21 protein-coding genes are annotated in these 18,725 nt (G+C 38.4%); 15 read left to right on the forward strand and 6 right to left on the reverse strand.

Translation table 11 applies throughout. The features are described from left to right. Positions 1 to 66: 66 nt before the first annotated feature. A complete protein-coding gene (locus LJY09_RS09435) occupies positions 67 to 909 on the reverse strand; it encodes a sulfurtransferase (protein WP_028413661.1) in 843 nt (280 codons plus the stop codon). Between the two features lie 245 nt (positions 910 to 1,154). Between LJY09_RS09435 and LJY09_RS09440 the strand changes: the two genes are divergently transcribed. Further along, positions 1,155 to 1,904 carry a Cof-type HAD-IIB family hydrolase gene (locus LJY09_RS09440; RefSeq protein ID WP_154972853.1) on the forward strand — a complete coding sequence of 250 codons (750 nt, stop codon included), beginning with the start codon at positions 1,155 to 1,157 and terminating at the stop codon, positions 1,902 to 1,904. Positions 1,905 to 2,039: 135 nt separating this feature from the next. Further along, positions 2,040 to 2,735: a peptidoglycan-binding protein gene (locus tag LJY09_RS09445; RefSeq protein ID WP_028413659.1), complete on the forward strand. Its 696-nt coding sequence runs from the start codon at positions 2,040 to 2,042 to the stop codon at positions 2,733 to 2,735. 122 nt (positions 2,736 to 2,857) lie between these two features. Here the strand turns inward: LJY09_RS09445 and LJY09_RS09450 are convergent, their stop codons facing one another. Both LJY09_RS09450 and LJY09_RS09455 read right to left on the reverse strand, forming a co-directional pair. Further along, the gene (locus LJY09_RS09450) at positions 2,858 to 3,022 is read right to left on the reverse strand and encodes a hypothetical protein (RefSeq protein WP_013056680.1); all 165 of its coding nucleotides are present in this window, start codon (positions 3,020 to 3,022) and stop codon (positions 2,858 to 2,860) included. Positions 3,023 to 3,486: 464 nt separating this feature from the next. Beyond that, positions 3,487 to 4,218, reverse strand: a complete 732-nt coding sequence (locus LJY09_RS09455) for a polysaccharide deacetylase family protein (RefSeq protein WP_028413658.1) — start codon at positions 4,216 to 4,218, stop codon at positions 3,487 to 3,489. A gap of 160 nt (positions 4,219 to 4,378) precedes the next feature. On the opposite strand from LJY09_RS09455, the gene LJY09_RS09460 reads away from it, so the two are divergent. The 4 genes from LJY09_RS09460 to LJY09_RS09475 all read left to right on the forward strand — a co-directional run bounded on the left by LJY09_RS09460 (position 4,379) and on the right by LJY09_RS09475 (position 6,700). After that, positions 4,379 to 4,789 carry a hypothetical protein gene (locus tag LJY09_RS09460; protein ID WP_028413657.1) on the forward strand — a complete coding sequence of 137 codons (411 nt, stop codon included), beginning with the start codon at positions 4,379 to 4,381 and terminating at the stop codon, positions 4,787 to 4,789. A gap of 84 nt (positions 4,790 to 4,873) precedes the next feature. After that, entirely contained in the window at positions 4,874 to 5,062 is a 189-nt protein-coding gene (locus LJY09_RS09465) for a hypothetical protein (protein ID WP_014460480.1), read from the forward strand. 638 nt (positions 5,063 to 5,700) lie between these two features. Further along, the gene (locus LJY09_RS09470; protein ID WP_223260161.1) at positions 5,701 to 5,901 is read left to right on the forward strand and encodes a hypothetical protein; all 201 of its coding nucleotides are present in this window, start codon (positions 5,701 to 5,703) and stop codon (positions 5,899 to 5,901) included. A gap of 601 nt (positions 5,902 to 6,502) precedes the next feature. Continuing rightward, positions 6,503 to 6,700: a hypothetical protein gene (locus LJY09_RS09475; protein WP_014460478.1), complete on the forward strand. Its 198-nt coding sequence runs from the start codon at positions 6,503 to 6,505 to the stop codon at positions 6,698 to 6,700. Positions 6,701 to 6,710: 10 nt separating this feature from the next. Here LJY09_RS09475 and LJY09_RS09480 read toward each other — a convergent pair whose 3' ends face one another. Beyond that, positions 6,711 to 6,956 (reverse strand): hypothetical protein, encoded by a 246-nt coding sequence (locus LJY09_RS09480; protein WP_228307692.1) that lies wholly within the window; start codon positions 6,954 to 6,956, stop codon positions 6,711 to 6,713. Positions 6,957 to 7,059: 103 nt separating this feature from the next. Between LJY09_RS09480 and LJY09_RS09485 the strand changes: the two genes are divergently transcribed. After that, positions 7,060 to 7,785: a hypothetical protein gene (locus LJY09_RS09485; protein ID WP_028413655.1), complete on the forward strand. Its 726-nt coding sequence runs from the start codon at positions 7,060 to 7,062 to the stop codon at positions 7,783 to 7,785. A gap of 206 nt (positions 7,786 to 7,991) precedes the next feature. On the opposite strand, the gene metA is transcribed toward LJY09_RS09485, so the two are convergent. Further along, positions 7,992 to 8,903: a homoserine O-acetyltransferase MetA gene (gene metA / locus LJY09_RS09490; RefSeq protein WP_028413654.1), complete on the reverse strand. Its 912-nt coding sequence runs from the start codon at positions 8,901 to 8,903 to the stop codon at positions 7,992 to 7,994. A gap of 351 nt (positions 8,904 to 9,254) precedes the next feature. On the opposite strand from metA, the gene LJY09_RS09495 reads away from it, so the two are divergent. The 6 genes from LJY09_RS09495 (at position 9,255) to LJY09_RS09520 (ending at position 15,974) form a co-directional block, all read left to right on the forward strand. Then, positions 9,255 to 10,943, forward strand: a complete 1,689-nt coding sequence (locus tag LJY09_RS09495; protein WP_028413653.1) for a formate--tetrahydrofolate ligase — start codon at positions 9,255 to 9,257, stop codon at positions 10,941 to 10,943. Between the two features lie 129 nt (positions 10,944 to 11,072). After that, positions 11,073 to 11,591 carry a hypothetical protein gene (locus LJY09_RS09500; RefSeq protein WP_028413652.1) on the forward strand — a complete coding sequence of 173 codons (519 nt, stop codon included), beginning with the start codon at positions 11,073 to 11,075 and terminating at the stop codon, positions 11,589 to 11,591. A 61-nt stretch (positions 11,592 to 11,652) separates the two neighbouring features. Continuing rightward, positions 11,653 to 12,129 (forward strand): glutathione peroxidase, encoded by a 477-nt coding sequence (locus tag LJY09_RS09505; protein WP_028413651.1) that lies wholly within the window; start codon positions 11,653 to 11,655, stop codon positions 12,127 to 12,129. Positions 12,130 to 12,253: 124 nt separating this feature from the next. After that, on the forward strand, positions 12,254 to 12,907 hold the full coding sequence (locus tag LJY09_RS09510) for an HD domain-containing protein (protein ID WP_028413650.1): 654 nt from the start codon (positions 12,254 to 12,256) through the stop codon (positions 12,905 to 12,907). Further along, a complete protein-coding gene (locus LJY09_RS09515; RefSeq protein ID WP_028413649.1) occupies positions 12,888 to 14,786 on the forward strand; it encodes an ABC-F family ATP-binding cassette domain-containing protein in 1,899 nt (632 codons plus the stop codon). The genes LJY09_RS09510 and LJY09_RS09515 overlap by 20 nt, the downstream gene beginning before the upstream one ends. Positions 14,787 to 14,849: 63 nt before the next feature. Further along, complete coding sequence (locus tag LJY09_RS09520; protein ID WP_028413648.1) at positions 14,850 to 15,974, forward strand: conserved virulence factor C family protein; 1,125 nt, start codon at positions 14,850 to 14,852, stop codon at positions 15,972 to 15,974. Positions 15,975 to 16,004: 30 nt separating this feature from the next. On the opposite strand, the gene LJY09_RS09525 is transcribed toward LJY09_RS09520, so the two are convergent. After that, positions 16,005 to 16,889 carry a polysaccharide deacetylase family protein gene (locus tag LJY09_RS09525; RefSeq protein WP_028413647.1) on the reverse strand — a complete coding sequence of 295 codons (885 nt, stop codon included), beginning with the start codon at positions 16,887 to 16,889 and terminating at the stop codon, positions 16,005 to 16,007. Between the two features lie 240 nt (positions 16,890 to 17,129). On the opposite strand from LJY09_RS09525, the gene LJY09_RS09530 reads away from it, so the two are divergent. Both LJY09_RS09530 and LJY09_RS09535 read left to right on the forward strand, forming a co-directional pair. Continuing rightward, positions 17,130 to 17,567, forward strand: a complete 438-nt coding sequence (locus tag LJY09_RS09530) for a BrxA/BrxB family bacilliredoxin (RefSeq protein WP_013056693.1) — start codon at positions 17,130 to 17,132, stop codon at positions 17,565 to 17,567. Positions 17,568 to 17,701: 134 nt separating this feature from the next. Then, on the forward strand, positions 17,702 to 18,481 hold the full coding sequence (locus LJY09_RS09535) for a class I SAM-dependent methyltransferase (RefSeq protein ID WP_028413646.1): 780 nt from the start codon (positions 17,702 to 17,704) through the stop codon (positions 18,479 to 18,481). The last annotated feature ends 244 nt before the right edge of the window (positions 18,482 to 18,725 follow it).

The raw sequence follows: 18,725 nt of genomic DNA on the forward strand, positions 1-18,725 counted from the left end.
AATAAGAAAAATACAAAAAAAGAAGGTTCAGTCTCTATACTTTTGGTGAGACTGAGCCTTCTTTGTCTATCTGTTTTTCTCGATTGGATTGTCACGATAGCTAATCCAATCGCTCCAGCTGCCGGCATATAATTTTACATTTGGAAAACCTGCTGATTTTAAAGCTAAAACGTTAGGGCAAGCAGATACACCCGATCCGCAGTATACAATGATTTCAGCGTGAGAATCAATAGCTGAAAACATCTCCTTCCACTCTTTATCTGTTTTCCATAAACCTTCTGAAGTTAACACATCTTGCCAAAAAGAATGAATGGCGCCTGGAATATGTCCTGCTATAAAATCAATAGGTTCTTCTAAGCCTAGATATCTCTTTTTTTCACGAGAATCGATAAGAACGACATTAGGATTATGAAGGTTTTCTTTTACGTATTCAACTCCTGCAAGTCCCCAGTCTTGTTGAACGAAAGGTACAAAAGTTTGAGGAGAAGCTGCTGGAACGCTCTTAGTTGTTTCATATCCCGATTTTTTCCAGTTAGTAAAACCTCCATTTAAAATTTGTACGTATTCAATTCCTATATATCGCAGTAGCCACCATGCTCTTGAAGCCATCATTCCGTTTTGTTCATCATAAACGACGACTCTGGAATCAGCATTAATTCCTAAGCTGCCGAGCTTCTGAGCGAGCTTTTGAACATCGGGCAGCGGGTGTCTGCCTCCGTGAGAAGTAGCCACAGAGGACAAATCTTTTTCTAAATCCAAATAATGAGCATCCGGGAGGTGCTCATTTTGATAAGCATCTGCTCCTGCCTCAGGCTTTCCAAGGGTAAATCGGCAGTCAAGCAACACAATGGAGTGTTGGGGTTGCTGTAATGCAGTATGTAAGTCAGCCGGTGAAATAATAGTGTTCATAACATTCACATCCTTTTACCAAAATTCTAGTTGAAATAAATAAAAATGAAAAGCTTTAAATATAAATTACGGCAAAGGTATGCTGCTTTCCTTCAATTATTCCCCATAGAATAATTGACCATTTTAGCGCTTATCTGATGCAGAGTGAAATGCTCCTGTGCTACAGTTATAGTAAGAGTTACATAGTATAAGCCAAATGCTCACCGTAAGGTCATACTTACTATTGATGAGAAGGAGAGAGAAAGATGCAAACAAATGAAAAGAAAGAATTTAAACTGATTGCACTAGATATGGATGGAACCCTGCTGAACGATCAGCAAGAAATTTCTGAAGAAAATCGTGCGGCCATTGCTAAAGCTCAAGAACAAGGTGTTCATGTGGTATTAAGCACGGGGCGATCTCTTTTAACATGCCGTGAATACGCGCAGTCTCTTCAGCTGTCTTCTTACCTTATTACAGTAAACGGAAGTGAAATTTGGGATGAATCTGGACAGCTTGTAGAACGAAAGTTAATTGATGCTTCACACATTGAGAAAATGTGGAATCTAACGCAAGAGCATAAGCTTAACTTCTGGGCTGTGACGACGGATAAAGTATGGAGAGATGAATTTCCAGAAGATATTGCTTCACAGGAATGGCTGAAGTTTGGCTACGATATTCCAGATGATGCTTTACGAAAAGAAGTGCTGAAACAAATAGCAGGCATTTCAGATTTTGAAATCAGCAATTCTAGTTTAACGAATCTAGAAATTAATGCACTTGGTATTAACAAAGCAAAAGGGATCATGACTGTATGTGAACGTTTGGGCATTTCAATGGATGAAGTCATTGCAATGGGAGACAGCTTAAATGATATGGCTATGATTGAAGCGGCAGGTTGTGGAATCGCCATGGGAAATGCTCAGGAAGCTGTAAAAGAAGCAGCGGACTGGGTGACAGATACAAATGTCAACAACGGAGTAGCGAAGGCTATCAGCCACTGGGTACTGAAATAACAGCAGCTCTACACAGCAGGCGGCACTGTTGCACCATTTTACTACTTCTCGCATAAACTGATACTGGATGCCTCCCTTAGAGTTTGTCTTATACGTATATATAAGGAGAAGCCATCTAGTTAAGGAGTGGGGAGTATGAGTGATTTATCATTAGACAAGCTGTTACAAAAAGCAGAAAATAAGCTGCAGAATGTACATGAAATAGTGCAAGAAAAATCGTACGAGCTCATTAGGCAAGCATATAAAGAAAGCATATTTGTTGTGATCACTGAAGGATTTAGATCGATAGAGCAGCAGCATAAACTATATTCACAAGGCCGAACAACACCAGGAAGTATCGTGACTAATGCTAAAGGCGGCTATTCTTATCATAATTATGGACTAGCTTTTGATATTGCGCTGCTTGATAACGACGGAAAAGTTGACTGGACCATTGATCGAAGATGGAACAAAGCGGGAGAGGTAGGAAAAAGGATCGGGTTGGAATGGGGAGGAGATTGGACAAGCTTAAAAGATTACCCTCATTTTCAATATACATTCGGTTTATCTTTGTCGGAGCTTCGAAGTGGAAAAAAACCTGAGAAACAGACGAAAAAGGCTTCAAGAGTGCTAATTGAATACGGAGATCGAGGAAATCACGTACAGTTAATCCAGCGTATGCTTATTCACTTAGGTTATTCTCTTTCTGGAGGCGCAGACGGTATATTCGGGTCTGCCACTCTCAAAGCGGTAAAAGCTTTTCAACAAGCACTTTATCTGCAGGTAGATGGAATAGTTGGACCGAAGACACTAGAAAAACTCTATAGCAATTTTAATAAAACTATGTTCTGAATAACCATAAAAAACGATAACGAGAAAAGGAAGAAAAGAGATGGATGGAAATCGTCTCTTTTCTTCCTTTTCTGTAGTTATAGTAGAAAAACTGAAATTTATAAAGAAATAAAAAGGATTTTCTAAGCGTAAGAAACGTTCACGTGATCTAACTGGATAACATTGCTCAACAACACGATATCTTTATATATTTCACTTTTTACAGAGGCGTTTGAACAGTTTTGATAGTCTTTCAACAAGCGGCCAAGTTCTTTAATAAATAACAACGTCTCTTGTTCATTAATCATAGTCAAAACTCCTTGTTTAGAAATGAATCCAGGTCATTATATAGGAATTCTATCATATCTATACGCACCTGTTGACAAAAAAAGTTCGTCAATTTTTTTGTGAGAAGAAGAAATTTAGGGATATGTGGAATGCGTTCGACTCTCTCATTTTATACATATGCAGCTTGTCTAAAAATATGAGAGTAGTTATAGTAATATTTACTCCTAATCATGCAACTTAAAACCTATTTTAGAGGTTATCCTTAAATTCCCTCTATTGTAGAGCGATGGAACAAAAAAAGAATGCCTCATTTTGTATCTTTAGTATGATAACGTTTTGAAGAAATAAGGCATATCTTTGAGTTTTAAGATGGATTTGAATTAGATCTTTTGACACGCACTTTTTGTAGGAGGGGCATATTTACTTTCTATTAAGGGAAATCGTAAAGCTCCAACGAGTTTCTATATCAGAAACTCGTTGGAGCTTAATTTTTTGGATAAGGGATGTGCAAAAGTTCTGGGACGGTCACAAAATGATATCCTTCTTGTTTAAGTCTAGGAATGATGGTATCCAGCGACTTTGCGGTGTTGGAAAGGTCCATGGTCCAATGGCCTCCGTCGTGCATCAAAACAATTGTTCCGGCGTGCATGTTCTTAAATACATTCTTGGTGATTTCTGCTTCTGGGATTTGCTTCCAGTCTAATGAATCAGAAGACCAGTTAATCGCATAGACATTTTCATTTGGCAGCTCGCTGATCATTTCTTGCGTTAAATTTCCATATGGAGGACGAAACAGCTGTGTTTCAAAACCGGTAATGTTTTTAATAATAGCCTGAGTTTTGGCAATTTCCCAGTGAAACTTTTCAGTCGATTCTTTTAGTAAATTGGGGTGCCAATAGGTATGAATTCCAACAGCATGACCTTCAGCTACCATTCTCTTCACCAGCTCAGGATGTTCATGAGCTTTTGCCCCAATAAGAAAAAAGGTTGCTTTAATACCATGCTTTTTCAATTGATCCAATACATGTGGAGTAAAGCGCGGATCTGGTCCATCATCAAATGTTAGGGCGGTTTCCTTTAGGTGGTTATTACCTTGATAAAGCAAACGGTCACGCACAGCTATATTTTTTACTTGTTCCGCTTTACATAGTGCAGGAAGGGCTCCATTCAATAAGAAGCACAGTGTGAACAGCAGTATACTAATTCTTCGTATCATGTACACGCACGCTCCTTTCTAGGGCAAAGTATAACGTTATGATACCCGATTAAAAATTTTGTATGAAGCTGAAATGCCCTTTTGTGTCAAAACGTATGATATGCATGAAACAGCGCACTATAATAAACAGTTACTATTAGGTGAAGAAAGGAAAAAGCAGATGAAAAAAATAATGATTGCCGTAGCATTGATTTTTTCGCTAAGTTTATCTCCCTTAGCTGAATATATTTCCTATCACGACGACTATAACGTAAGTGCAAGGTCGTATCGTTCGGGGAAGCGGTCGTTTAATAGACAGCCAAGCGTTAGACAAAATGAGCCGAGATCTAATTTTTCAAATCGCAGAAATGGAACTGTAAATCGAGGCGTTACCCGTTCAAAACGAGGAGGATTCGCTCGTGGACTGCTGTACGGCGGTCTGGCAGGGATGTTATTTGGCGGTTTGCTTGGTCATATGGGTGCACTGGGCGGGATTTTTGGGTTATTAATTAACATTTTGGCTATTGTACTTGTAATTAATTTAATTCTGCGTTTATTCCGCCCTTCTCGTCGCGACAATAATTGGAGATAGACCGTAATTGCTGTCATAAACTAATAAGAAAGCTCCATATAAATAAGAAAACGCTTTCTATAGTTAATCGAAAGGATGAAACGTATGTCAGCAAACAGACAGCGCAGCAAATACCTGGCGTTTTGCACAGAATGCGGTCTCCCAAACAGGTTAACATTGTTTCTTTTAAGACAGTACGTTGCGACAGACGAATATAGCGGATTTTATTGTGGGAATTGCGGAATTCGAAACGAATTTCCAGATTCGGTCATTGAATATATTAAAGAACTTTAAAGAGGCTGAGACAAACGTATATTAGTTGAAGAAAAATCCGAACGGTGAATCGTTCGGTTTTTTTCATGGATAGGCTGAACGTAGACCTTATGTATGTAGCTGATTCTAGCGATTGGTTGAAGGACAAGGTCTAGAAAAGCTAAATAGATAAGAACTCGCCGCAGGAGCGCAAACGGCGAGGAAGCTCAACATCATCCTATAAAAAGTAAGGTATTGCACCGAAATCAACAGCAGTGTCATAGGCGATTCATACTCGATTTTTTATCCCGTTCGTTTCTTCTGGGATTGGATTGATCTCGTGATGTCTCAATCTCTTTTCTTTATTTGATAAAACTATGTTCTAAATACAAACTACAAGACATGGCCGCTTACAAAGAAGAAGTGATGCCTGAATGCTTCACCTTATTCAGGGCGATTAAAAAACTCCCGTTTTAAACTTACTAGGTAGGGGAGTACAAAGGGTTTACGAGAAGAACATATATGAATTTAGTGGCGATAGATTTAACGAACATGTTAATTGCAGAAAATCAATTGAACCATACTTTAAACGGACGCATATACTACATTAAAATTTTAGAAAGCGGAGGAATGGACTAATGCCTGTTTCCGTCATTTTCAACCAAATAAACGTGGTAAGTATGGTGTCCAATTCAGTAATTGCTTCAGGTCAAAATAGCCAGCCAGATTGGAATTCCCAAGGTAAATTTAACTTAGGAAACGGTTTTGCTATAAATTCAGCTATATTGGGCAGCACGAATATCATTAATGATCAGGATGTTTGTGATACGCCAATTACTCAGCCTGAAAATATTAATCCTCAGCCAGTTTCTCAGTTCTAGGAAAAAGAAGATGAAAGAAGTTGAGAAAAGTTGATTATAAAATTTACTAATCTTAATGTTACGTATATTTCTAATAACTCTGGTATTTTCACAGGAGAAAATACTCAATCAGATTGGGAAGTGAATTGGAAAAGTAATACGGGGTTTGGTGAAATAATTGGCTATAATAACTTCGCCTCTCAAATGGTAAATGTTATTAACGATAATGACGTCGTTGATTCCAATTTTTCTGAACACATAGATTTCAACAATGCTCCTGTTACACAAAGTTAAAGAAGTAAAAGTAATTAGGCATTCTATCAATCGGTTATTTTGGCAGAGTGGGGAGGATATATGAGTAACAGGCTTAAACCATCTTTTATACAGATGGTTTTTTTGCTAGCTTATTTTAGAGGGAAAGCTATTAATATACACTGCAAGGGGAATGAGAGGAATACTTTTATAGTAAATGGAGTAAGTATCATAGAAAAGGCGTAAAAGCTTAAATGATTAAAGAGACGTTCAATTTGAGACGAACAAATAAGAATTTAAACATAAGAGAATGTATTTTCAGTTTTATATTGAATCAGATGAAGTAAACTGCTGTCTGTGAGGTGTTTTTATGTCTAATATTCACTATCATTCCATCAAAGTAAATAAAATCCAAAACAGTTCAGGCCTATTTTATGGCGTTAATATTCAATATAAATGGAGTCATAAAAGTCGAATTTCTGACGGTTTCGGAAAAATAGTTGGTGATTCTAATAAAATTTTAAATAATACCACCGTGGCGAAAACCCCTAAAAAAAATGATGAGTAAAATCCTAGAGTTAAGTTTCTTTTGCAGCCTGCTTAAAAGAGTCATTTACATCATCTTCACCAAGAACAAGATGTGTATTGTAGGATAGTTGATTATCATCTCCCGAAATTGTGCCAAAACCTGAATTGCTGCTGCTGATTGTAGTTTCCCAATTTTTTTGCATGTTTTTTCCTATAAATATTCCTGCGTTGTTTTTAACCGTATTTACGGTGAGGTCATCAAAAATGATTTGCGGAGAACGGAGATCTATTTTCATAATTCCTCCCCATACATATGAGACATTAATTAAAGTTATCTAATACACTACTATATGTTGTAAATGGGCTAAAAGTGTTAAAACAAATGAGGGGTCAAACTCTATGGATGAAAAGGTGTTGAATATACTCAAAAACATTGAAAAAAGGCTCGCAAGCTTAGAAAAACACGTAAATGAACTTTCAAAAGAAAAGGTCCAATCTTTTCATTTAGATATAAAGAACGTTGAAACACTGAACTTGGACGAACTGTCTTATTATTTAGAACATATTGATGTAAAGGAACTTAGTGGAACTTTGAATATTGGTAATACTTTTCCTGCGCAAACGAATCAATATCAAGCGCCGAGAAAGAAAGGTAAAAAAACAACAAATGACTCTGATGTTAATCGGAAATCGGGTAGTCAGAATAATAAAGCAAAAAATAAAGAAAAGGGTCCTTCTGAAATATCAGTTAAAATTAATGAAAGAAGTGTCCCTTACAAACTAATCCATACAGAAAAAATGAGGGAGTCTAATCAGGCTCTAGAATCAATCTTTAGCATAGGTGACATTCATATTGGTACAATCGAAGATGCTTCAGCTGTAAACTTTGGTAATAACTTTCCGACAAATTTTAGAAGTCATAAAAAAGTGAGTCAGGGATTTGGCAATATTTTGGGCAATCAAAATGATATACATGACATCTTATCCTCTTTAGAGGAAAAAGATGCTTCAGAAGTATACAATGAAAACCAAGGTGAAAAGCCGCCTGAATGGCTGGACACAATGATAGAAGAACAAAAGAAGGAAATGGATGAAACAAAGCTAGACGAGGATGAAGAAGGATGAGGAAGAGAGTAAAAACTTTGGATTCTCAAATCATTGTTGTCGAAGCTGGATTTCTGAAAAAAAAGCTTTAATTAGGAAATAAATAAAATAGAAAACCTGCGCTCTAAACGAGCGACAGGTTTTCTATTTTATTTCTAGGCCGCTGCAGTTTCAACATGAAAAAGAGCATGCGTAATTTAATTGAACACTGGGATAGATCGGTTCTTTCATTCCCACAGATATGGAGTCTCTTGGTAAACATAATAGTTTAACCAATTCATAAACAGCAGGTTGGCATGAGAACGCCATGTTTTTAAAGGGTTTTTGTCAGGATCATTGTTTGGGAAATAGTGTTCCGGAAGCTTTGGTTCTAGTCCTTTTTCTGTATCTCGAAGAAATTCTTCTTGCAGTGTTTGAACGTCGTACTCTGGGTGGCCTGTCACGAAAACAAACTTTTCGTCTTTAGACATCGCCATATAAACACCAGCTTCTTCAGAGTAGGAAAGAAGCTCAAGGTCAGGATGATTTTTTACTTCATTCATGTCTACATCAGTGTGACGGGAATGAGGAGAATAAAAGACATCATCAAATCCTCGCAGCAGCTTAATGGGTTCTTCACTCGATACAACATGTGTAAATACACCCGTGCATTTATCAGAAAGAGGTCGCTTGTCAATGCCAAAGTGATGATAAAGTCCGGCTTGAGCTCCCCAACAGATATGAAGGGTAGAAGTCACATTTGTTTTACACCAATTCATAATTTCTTGAAGTTCTTTCCAGTAGTTTACTTCTTCAAATGGTATATGTTCTACAGGTGCTCCTGTAATAATCATTCCGTCATATTTTCGTTCTTTAATTTGTTCAAACGTTTTATAAAACTGATCTAGGTGATTTTTACTCGTTGTTTTTGCTTTATGGCTTGCCGTGTAAAGAAGTGTAATATGCACTTGCAGCGGTGAGTTCCCGAGTAAACGTAACAATTGCGTTTCAGCTTTTTCTTTTTCCGGCATTAAGTTTAGGATAACAATATTAAGCGGGCGAATTTCTTGGTTAACAGCGCGCACGTCGTCCATGATGAAAATTCTCTCTTTTTCTAAAATTTCTTTTGCCGGAAGATCACGTGGAATATTAATAGGCAATAAAATTCCTCCTATTCGATTTCGAAGTAATGACGCGTATAAATGTTCTTTCTCACGTGAAGATGAGGTTCAACATTTATGTACAATATACTATTATAGGAATATACAGAATATTAAGCAATTGAATTTTGAAAAAAAAGAGCATTAATATGCGTAATGGCTAAAATGAAATGGTACAATAAGGTTAAATTGGAGCATTGCTATGCTTTTTTAGCATGACTGAAACTCAGTAAAATTTATAGAGCAGTCGTTCCTGTATTTATTAAACTTCATATCTCCCCCAGAAAACGGATTTTATCCTTTTTTGATGAAGTGTTTAAAAAGAATTCTCAGCAGAAAAGGGGTTTTTATATGACAACTAAGAAGCAAATAAAAAGTGATTTGCAAATTGCACAAGAGGCAACGATTAAACCGATTAAAGAGATTGCCGAGCAGCTCGATATTTTAGAGGCCGAGCTAGAGCCGTACGGACATTATAAAGCCAAGCTTTCTTTGTCCGTTATGGAACGTTTACACACAAAACAAGATGGAAAAGTGATTTTAGTTACAGCTATTAATCCAACTCCAGCAGGAGAAGGGAAGTCGACAGTGACGGTTGGCTTAGCTCAGGCATTACATAGATTAGGTAAAAAAGCGATTGTCGCCATGCGTGAACCTTCTCTTGGTCCGGTAATGGGAATTAAAGGAGGTGCCGCTGGAGGTGGCTATGCTCAAGTGCTACCAATGGAGGATATTAATTTACACTTTACTGGAGACCTGCATGCCATCACAACAGCTAACAACGCGCTGGCAGCCATTTTAGATAACCATATACATCAAGGTAATGAACTGCGTATTGATACACGTAAAATTACGTGGAAACGAGTGGTGGATTTAAACGACCGCGCGCTGCGTCAGGTTGTCGTTGGATTAGGTGGTCCGATGCAAGGTGTTCCTCGAGAAGATGGATTTGATATTACGGTTGCATCAGAAATTATGGCTATTTTCTGCTTAGCGTCAGATTTACAAGACTTAAAGCGTCGCTTAGCGTCTATTGTGGTAGCTTATAACATAGACAATGAGCCTGTAACGGTTGCGGACTTAGGTGCACAAGGAGCGCTTACTCTTCTTTTAAAAGATGCGATTAAACCAAACCTTGTACAGACGTTGGAACATACTCCAGCCCTCATTCACGGAGGTCCTTTTGCTAATATTGCCCACGGCTGCAATAGCGTCATTGCAACAAAAATGGCTGCAAAACTAGGCGACTATGTAGTAACAGAAGCGGGATTTGGGGCAGATTTAGGCGCAGAAAAATTCCTGAATATTAAAGCTCGTATGGCAGATATTAAACCAGAAACGGTGGTAATCGTTGCCACAATTCGTGCTCTGAAAATGCATGGGGGCGTTCCTAAAGAGCGTTTAAATGAAGAAAACATTGAGGCTTTAGAAGCGGGAATTGAAAATCTTGAAAAACATATTGAAACGATTCAGGCATTCGGCGTTCCTTATGTGGTAGCCGTGAACCGTTTTGTAACAGATTCAAAAGGTGAAGTAGAAGCGCTTATGAATTGGTGCGCTTCAAAGAATGTTCCAGTTGCTTTAACAGAAGTATGGGAAAAAGGTGGAGAAGGCGGCGTCATGCTTGCTGAAAAAATTCTTGAGGTCATGAACGAGACAGAAAGTCAGTTTTCTCCTCTTTATGATGTGTCAGCTTCGATTCCAGAAAAAGTAGAAGCTATTGCTAAAACCGTATACGGAGCACAAGGCGTAGATTTTGCTCCAAAAGCGTTAAAGCAAATACAGCAATTTGAAGCAAACGGATGGGATCACCTGCCGATCTGTATGGCCAAAACGCAGTATTCGTTAAGTGATGATCAGACGAAGCTGGGGCGACCAACTGATTTTAAGATTACAGTGAGGGAATTCCGTCCTTCGCTCGGCGCTGGTTTTCTCGTGGCGCTAACAGGTTCAATTATGACAATGCCTGGACTTCCAAAAAAACCTGCTGCGCTCAATATGGATATTGACGAGAATGGACATGCACTAGGTATTTTTTAAGAGAAAAGCGATGCCTTGGCATCGCTTTTCTTATGATATAAAACAAAATAACAGGTATGTTATGAATTAATTTGGCAAGAAAGAAGAAGAGTTGACTGTTCGTATTTTATAAAAAAGGAAGTAGTTGAAATGTTTGATCCAATTGTATTTGATAATTTAAAAGTAGTTGTAGAAGGAGAGATCTATGATCTTGACTTATCTGGGCAAGTATCTGTTACGAATCGCGAAGATTTTGTAGACTTAGCTCAGTTTACTCGAACGTACCGCATTTCTTTTCAACAGCATTTTTGCTGTACCGCGTCGCTAACTTTATCAACCGACTTAGATAATATTCATGCGGAATTAACGCCTTCCCGTGTAGAAAAACCAGGTTGTACAGTTTATATTCATTTTCAGCTGAAAAAACAAAAACCGTTTGAAGAAGCTGAGTTTCAAAACATACAGGAAATGTGTGAAAGGATCTGGGGAACAACAAGAGTGGTTAAGCAGCGTATTACTCATGAAGTTGGAGCAAACGAATATGAAAACAATATTGAGGTGACCTTTAACCGATTTATTTACGAAGATCAAGTGGGAGATTTAATCGAAATGATTGATTATATGCTGCAAACGACTGACCAGCTAAAGGTTCTTTACGACAAATCATAAGAGCGTTTCAGTTGTACTCTAGAAATAAAGTGAATTACAATAGAGAAAAGGAGGCGTTTTAATGAGCGTGTATGAATACTCTGCAAAAACAATTAAAGACGAAGACGTATCACTATCTAACTATCAAGGTGACGTACTGTTGATTGTGAATACAGCTAGCAAATGCGGCTTCACCCCTCAATATAAAGATTTACAGGCGCTGTATGAAGAAGAAAAAGAAAACGGTCTAACGGTTCTAGGTTTTCCTTGCAATCAGTTCGGTGGTCAAGAGCCAGGAAGTTCAAATGATATTGAACAATTTTGCGAGTTAAACTACGGCGTTTCGTTTCCAATGTTTGCAAAAGTAGATGTAAAAGGTGAGCATGCACATCCGTTATTTGCATACTTAACGGAACAAGCACCTGGCCTGCTAGGTTCTAAAGCGATAAAGTGGAATTTCACAAAGTTTTTAGTGAATCGTCAAGGTGAAGTCGTGAAGCGATACGCACCTCAAACTGCACCAAAAGATATTCAAAAAGATATAAAAGAATTGCTGTAAAAGCAGGTGGATCTCCATCTGTTTTTTATTTTTCAGCCAGGGTTTTCAAAGGGTGCTCAGCTGTCAGTGAGACGAGCGCCTTACTTTGTGCTAAAATAATGGTGGATATAATTGAGGTGAGCAAATGAACAAAATAGAAAAGACGGAAAAGTGGGTTCAAGCAAAGCTTGCGCATGACACGACGGGACATGACTGGCAGCATATCGATCGCGTGCGTCGAAATGCAGTGCTTTTATATAAAAAAGAAGGCGGCAACCGGGAAGTTATTGAACTAGCCGCGCTTTTACACGATGTGGTAGATGATAAGCTAGTGGAAGATGTTGAAAAAGCGTATGAAGAAGTGCGGGAGTGGCTGAAGAGTCAGCGCGTAGAAGAAGAGAACTGCAAGCATATCGTTCATATTTTACAAACGATGTCATATAAAGGCGGCAACCGTCCGGCTATGGCCACGCTTGAAGGTCAAGTTGTTCAAGATGCAGATCGCTTAGATGCAATTGGTGCGATTGGTATCGCACGTACGTTTATGTATGCAGGTTCTAAAGGCACGGCTCTGTATGACGAAAACATTGCTGTACGAAGTGAGATGACAGAGGAAGAATACAGACACGGAAAATCAACGGCTATTGCTCATTTTTATGAAAAGTTGTTAAAGCTGACTGCGTTAATGAATACTCAAACAGCACGGTCTCTAGCGCAAGAGCGACATACATATATGAAAGAATTTTTAGTTCAATTTAAGAAAGAGTGGAATTATCATTATGAAAATGCTGACTGTTGAAAACTTAACAAAAACATATGGAGAAAAAGAGCTGTTTCATCAGCTAACGTTTACAATTACGGAAAATGAGCGAATCGGCTTAATTGGTGTAAATGGAACAGGAAAATCGACGCTTCTTAAAATTATCGCAGGTCTAGAGCTGGGAGATGAAGGGGATATTATTCATGCTAAAGACTACAGCGTGACATATTTACCTCAGCATCCGGATTTTGATGAAGACTTAACGGTTTTAGAGCAAGTTTTCAGCGGAGATACGCCCCTTCTTAATTTATTAAAAAACTATGAGCTGGCTCTGTATGCGTTAGAGCAAGATTCTGCAAACGAGAAGAACCAGCAGACACTGTATGATTTACAGCAGAAAATGGATGCGATGAACGCGTGGGAAGCCAATTCTAACGCACAGTCGATCTTAACGAAGCTGGGAATTTCAAATATGAGTGCAAAAATTGGTGAGCTTTCAGGTGGACAGAAAAAGCGCGTGTCAATTGCCCAAAGCCTAATTCAAACACCTGATTTATTAATTTTGGATGAGCCGACTAACCACTTGGATTATGAGACGGTTAAATGGCTCGAAGAATATTTATCCAAATATCAAGGAGCCGTATTGCTTGTTACTCATGATCGCTATTTCTTGGATGCTGTTACAAACCGAATTTTTGAGTTAGACGGTGGAAATTTATATAGCTATAAAGGAAACTATGCTGCTTTTCTAGAAGGAAAAGCGATTCGAGAAGAGCAGGAAAAAGCAACTCAAGCAAAATTAAGTAACTTATATCGCAATGAATTGGCTTGGATTCGCCGAGGAGCAAAAGCGCGTACGACTAAACAAAAAGCGCGTATTCAGCGATTTGATGAATTAGAAGGAAAACTCGATTCTTCTGAAAAAGAATCACTAGATTTAAGTTTAGCAGGCAGCCGCCTTGGGAAAAAAGTGTTTGAATTAAAAGATGTGTCTAAGACGTATGAAAATAAAATCATTCTTTCAGACTTTACGCACATCGTGAAAAAACAAGACCGAATTGGAATTGTCGGTAAGAACGGAAGCGGAAAGTCTACCCTGTTGAATATGATTGCAGGACGCATTGAGCCGGACAGCGGTGAAATTGACAGAGGACAAACGGTTAAAATTGCTTACTATACTCAAGAAAGCGATGATATGGACTTGAATCAACGCATGCTTGATTATATTAAAGAATCGGCAGAAGTTGTTCATACGACGGATGGGAAAATGATCTCTGCATCGCAAATGCTTGAGAGATTTCTATTTCCTTCACATACGCACGGAACACCGATTCAAAAGTTGTCCGGAGGAGAGCGCCGTCGTTTATATTTATTGAAATTGTTGATGACATCGCCAAATGTTTTACTGCTAGATGAGCCGACTAATGATTTGGATACTCAAACGCTAACGGTGCTTGAAGACTACCTCGAAGAATTTCCAGGTGTTGTTATCACGGTATCACATGATCGCTATTTCTTAGATAAAGTAGCAGATTACTTACTTGTCTTTGAAGGAGAAGGAAACATTTCGACTTATTTTGGCGCTTATACAGATCAATTAGAAGAAGCGGTGAAAAAGAAGCAGGCAATGGCTCAGCAGGCTAAAGTGAAAGAAGAAAAGCCAAAACAGCCGGAGAAAACGAAAAAGCGTCGCTTAACGTATAAAGAACAAAAAGAATGGGAAGAAATCGAAGATCATATTGCAGCAAAAGAAGAAGAAATTGAACGCTTAACAAGTGAAATTGAACAGGTGGGCAGCGATTATACAAAAGCGCATAACCTATCGTTAGAACAAGAAAAAGCAAATGAAGAATTAAATGCACTGCTTGATCGCTGGGCAGAGCTTTCAGAGCTGATTGAAGAAATTGAAAACGCGTAAACAAGTCGTTAGACTGAGTATAAGCCACATGCTACAATTTTAATGAGAGGAGTACGATACGATATGAACATTAAATCAATTGAGCCAACGCCAAGTCCGAATACAATGAAAATTAATTTAGACGAAGTGCTATCAGGCGGAAAAAGCAATAACTATACGGAAAAAAATGCTGAAGCAGCGCCTGAAGTTGTTCAAGACATCTTGAAAGTAGAAGGGGTAAAAGGAGTCTATCACGTAGCGGACTTCTTAGCAGTAGAGCGAAATGCTAAATATGACTGGAAGCAAATTTTGCCGCAAGTTCGTGCAGCGTTTGGTGAAGATTTGCAGAGTAACAGCGAACAGCACAAAATGAATGAGCATTTTGGTGAGGTCAATGTGTCCGTTCAAATGTTCAAAAACGTACCAATGCAAGTTAAGCTAACGGATGGAAATGAAGAAAAGCGATTTGGTCTGCCTGAACGATTCGCAAAAGCGGTAGCAGAGCTTCAAAGCTTTTCAGATAATGTAGTGTTAGAACGGAAATGGAAAGAACAAGGCGTTCGTTACGGAGAGTTAGCGGCTATCGGAGACGAAGTAGTGGAAGAATTAGCAGCAGCATATCCGCAAGAAAGATTAACTCGCCTTGTAGCCAATGCACAAGAAGAAAAAGAAGGCGGAAAAACGGTACAGCCGCGTAAAACCTATAAAGTTACAGAAGAGATGCTAGAAGACAACGATTGGTCAGTGCGCTATGCCCATTTAGAACAAATGGATCCAACAGAAGCTGATTTAGACGTTTTAAATAAAGCGCTTGATGATGAAAAAGCATCTATTCGCCGCTTAGCTACGGTCTACTTAGGAATGATTGAATCAAAAGCGGTACTGCCTTATTTATACAAAGCATTAAAAGATAAATCAGTCACTGTGCGCCGTACTGCTGGAGACTGCATGTCGGATTTAGGTTTTGAAGAAGGTATTCCGGCAATGTGTGAAGCCCTTGGTGATAAAAACAAGCTTGTGCGCTGGCGTGCAGCGATGTATTTATACGAGGTAGGGGATGAGACGGCTCTTCCTGCATTAAAAGCAGCAGAGAATGACAAAGAATTTGAGGTAGATTTACAAATCAAGCTAGCGATTGAACGTATCGAAGGCGGAGAAGAAGCAAAAGGTTCTGTTTGGAAACAAATGACGGAAAGCAGAAAAGCATAAAAAAAGATCATTCACTTGAATGATCTTTTTTTATGACTGTTTTGCAGCGGGAGTTGGAAACTGCATAGGCTGCATCGTGTTATCAATTTTAATAGGCTGATAACCGGACTGTTTTAAGTAAGTCAAAATAGTCGGTAGAGACTGTGCCGTAAAGGATTTGTCATGAAATAAAATGACGGGTGTTCTTCCGTTGGAGTTAACCCCTTGAATATGAGGTTCAAGGCCCTGAATAATTCTAGGTGCAGAACGAAGTGCCCAGTCTTCACTGTCTACATTCCAGTCCCATAATTTAAAGTGGCTTAGCAACTCTGTACGGTGCGGCTCTTTTAAATAAGGAACGCTGCCGTAAGGAACGCGGATTAACTTACTGTCAACACCGGTTACTTTCTTAACTGTCGCTTGACACTCCTGCATTTCTTTTAACGCGGCGCCGTCTTCACTATACATGACATGAATATCATGAGAGACGCCGTGACAGCCGATGGCATGTCCTTCCTGTGCTACTTTTTTAGCAATTTCAGGGTGAGCGTCAATTTGATACTTTAACATAAAGAAGGTTGCTTTTACGTTATATTGACGCAAAGCATCTAAAATGTGAAGGGTATCAGGCGTTGGACCATCGTCAAACGTAAGGTAAACAGGCTGTGTAAGAGCTTGATTTTGATCGTTCACGGTATTTCCTACATACATATTATGGTGAAGTGTATTAAGCAGCTTCTCAGGTTGTGCTGAAGATGCAGCTTCTTTCAGCGGCAATGCAGTAGATGCTAAGACTTGCTGAGATGCAGCGGATTCACTTCCTTTGGCTTCTGTAATAAAAAATAAAGAAGCGACAATCACTAACACTAAAGACAAAAATGCATAAAATCGTTTGTTTGGCTTAAATCGTTTGTTCGGTTTAAATCGCTGGTTCAATTTGAAAATCCTTTCTACTAAACTACTATTTACTACTATAGTACAAAAAATGGAATATTAATAGTAAAAATCGACATTTTTATGGAAAAAAATTAGATGATATGACCCGGTTTTAATCTTTTTTGTCAAATGAAAAAGGAGAACGGGACAGCGATAAGGATTTGAAGAGTGAGTAGCTAGATTTTTCCTGGTTTTTATAGTATGCTTTTAGCGTGAATGATTGTTAGGAGGAATGTTAATATGTCAATGGCATATGAAGAATATATGCGTCAGTTAGTTAAACCAATGCGTCAAGAATTAACTCAAGCCGGTTATGAAGAATTAACAACAGAGGAAGCCGTAGTTGATTTTATGGAAAACGTAGAAGGAACAACTTTTGTTGTCGTTAATTCAGTTTGTGGATGCGCTGCTGGTTTAGCACGTCCTGCAGCAACGCAAGCGTACTTACAGTCTGAGCAAAAACCAGATCAAGTGGTAACTGTTTTTGCCGGTCAAGATAAGGAAGCAACAGCTAAAATGCGTGAATATTTTGGGGACATTGAGCCTTCATCACCGTCTATGGCACTTTTAAAAGGAAAAGAAGTTGTTCATTTTATTCCTCGACATGAAATTGAAGGTCAGCCGTTAGAAGTTATTTTTGAAAACATTTTAAATGGCTTTAAGCAGCACTGTTCATAAAATGTCCTGCTTTTGTCACATCTAGTATATAGATTTTTAAAGAAAAATCGCATATACTTTATAAGAAAAAGGATGTCTATCGGCATCCTTTTTCTTTATGTAAATAGCCAAACAGTGTAGGGGGAGTTATGAAAGTGATTGTTACGACTGCTGGTCGAACAAATGAACAGATGATTGTAAAAGCCAAACAAGTAGCCGCTGATTTAAGTATACCTTTTGTAACAAGAGAGAAGAAATCTGTTGCAGATCTTCAAAATCTTGAAGCGGCAGACGTGCTGGTTGTCGGTAAAAATAGAGTAGAATTGCACGTCCAAAGTGAAGAGGAACCTATTTTTTTTCATCCAAATTCCGCTATGTTTAGAGTGAAGAGATGGCTGCGGGGAGAACGTGATCCGTTTATTGAAGCTGCTGGTTTAGAAAAAGGAATGAGCGTGCTTGACTGTACACTTGGTCTTGCATCGGATAGTATGATGGCGAGCGTGGCGGTAGGGAAAAGTGGGAAAGTTGTCGGACTAGAAGGCAACCGCTATGTAGCTTATTTAGTCAAACAAGGACTTTTAAATTGGGAAAGTGACGTACAAGAGTTGAATGATGCAATGAAGCGTATAAACGTGGTTCATCAAAATTTTGAATCGTTTTTGGCGTGTTGTGAAGATAATTCTTTTGATGTTGTCTACTTTGATCCTATGTTTCAAGAACAAATTGAGGAATCGAATGGAATTAACGGTATTAAAGCAATAGCACTGTATACCACGCTGACGCCAATGGCTATACAAGAAGCAAAAAGAGTAGCCAAACAAAAGGTCGTGCTAAAAGATCATTGGAAAAGCAGTCGTTTTAAAGAGCATGGATTTACTGTGCAAAAACGAAAAACATCAAAATTTCATTACGGGACAATTGATATACAAAAATAACCAAAAAAGTAAAATTAATTACGCTCATTGAAAAGACTTCCAAAACCTTTTAGGAATTAAAAAGTTTTGGAAGTTTTTTTTATGAATTTCATCTAAAGTTCATAAAAGTATGATATATTTTTGAACATAAAAATACTTTTGTGTTTAAGCATCCAGCAAAAAAGGAATATCTTGTATAGGTTTCCGCTCGGTGTGACAACCTCAAACAGAAGAAGGAAGGTGGTAACTGAAAAGTCGTCAAATG

This window comes from Priestia sp. J2, from assembly GCF_020790095.1.
Taxonomy (GTDB): domain Bacteria; phylum Bacillota; class Bacilli; order Bacillales; family Bacillaceae_H; genus Priestia; species Priestia zanthoxyli.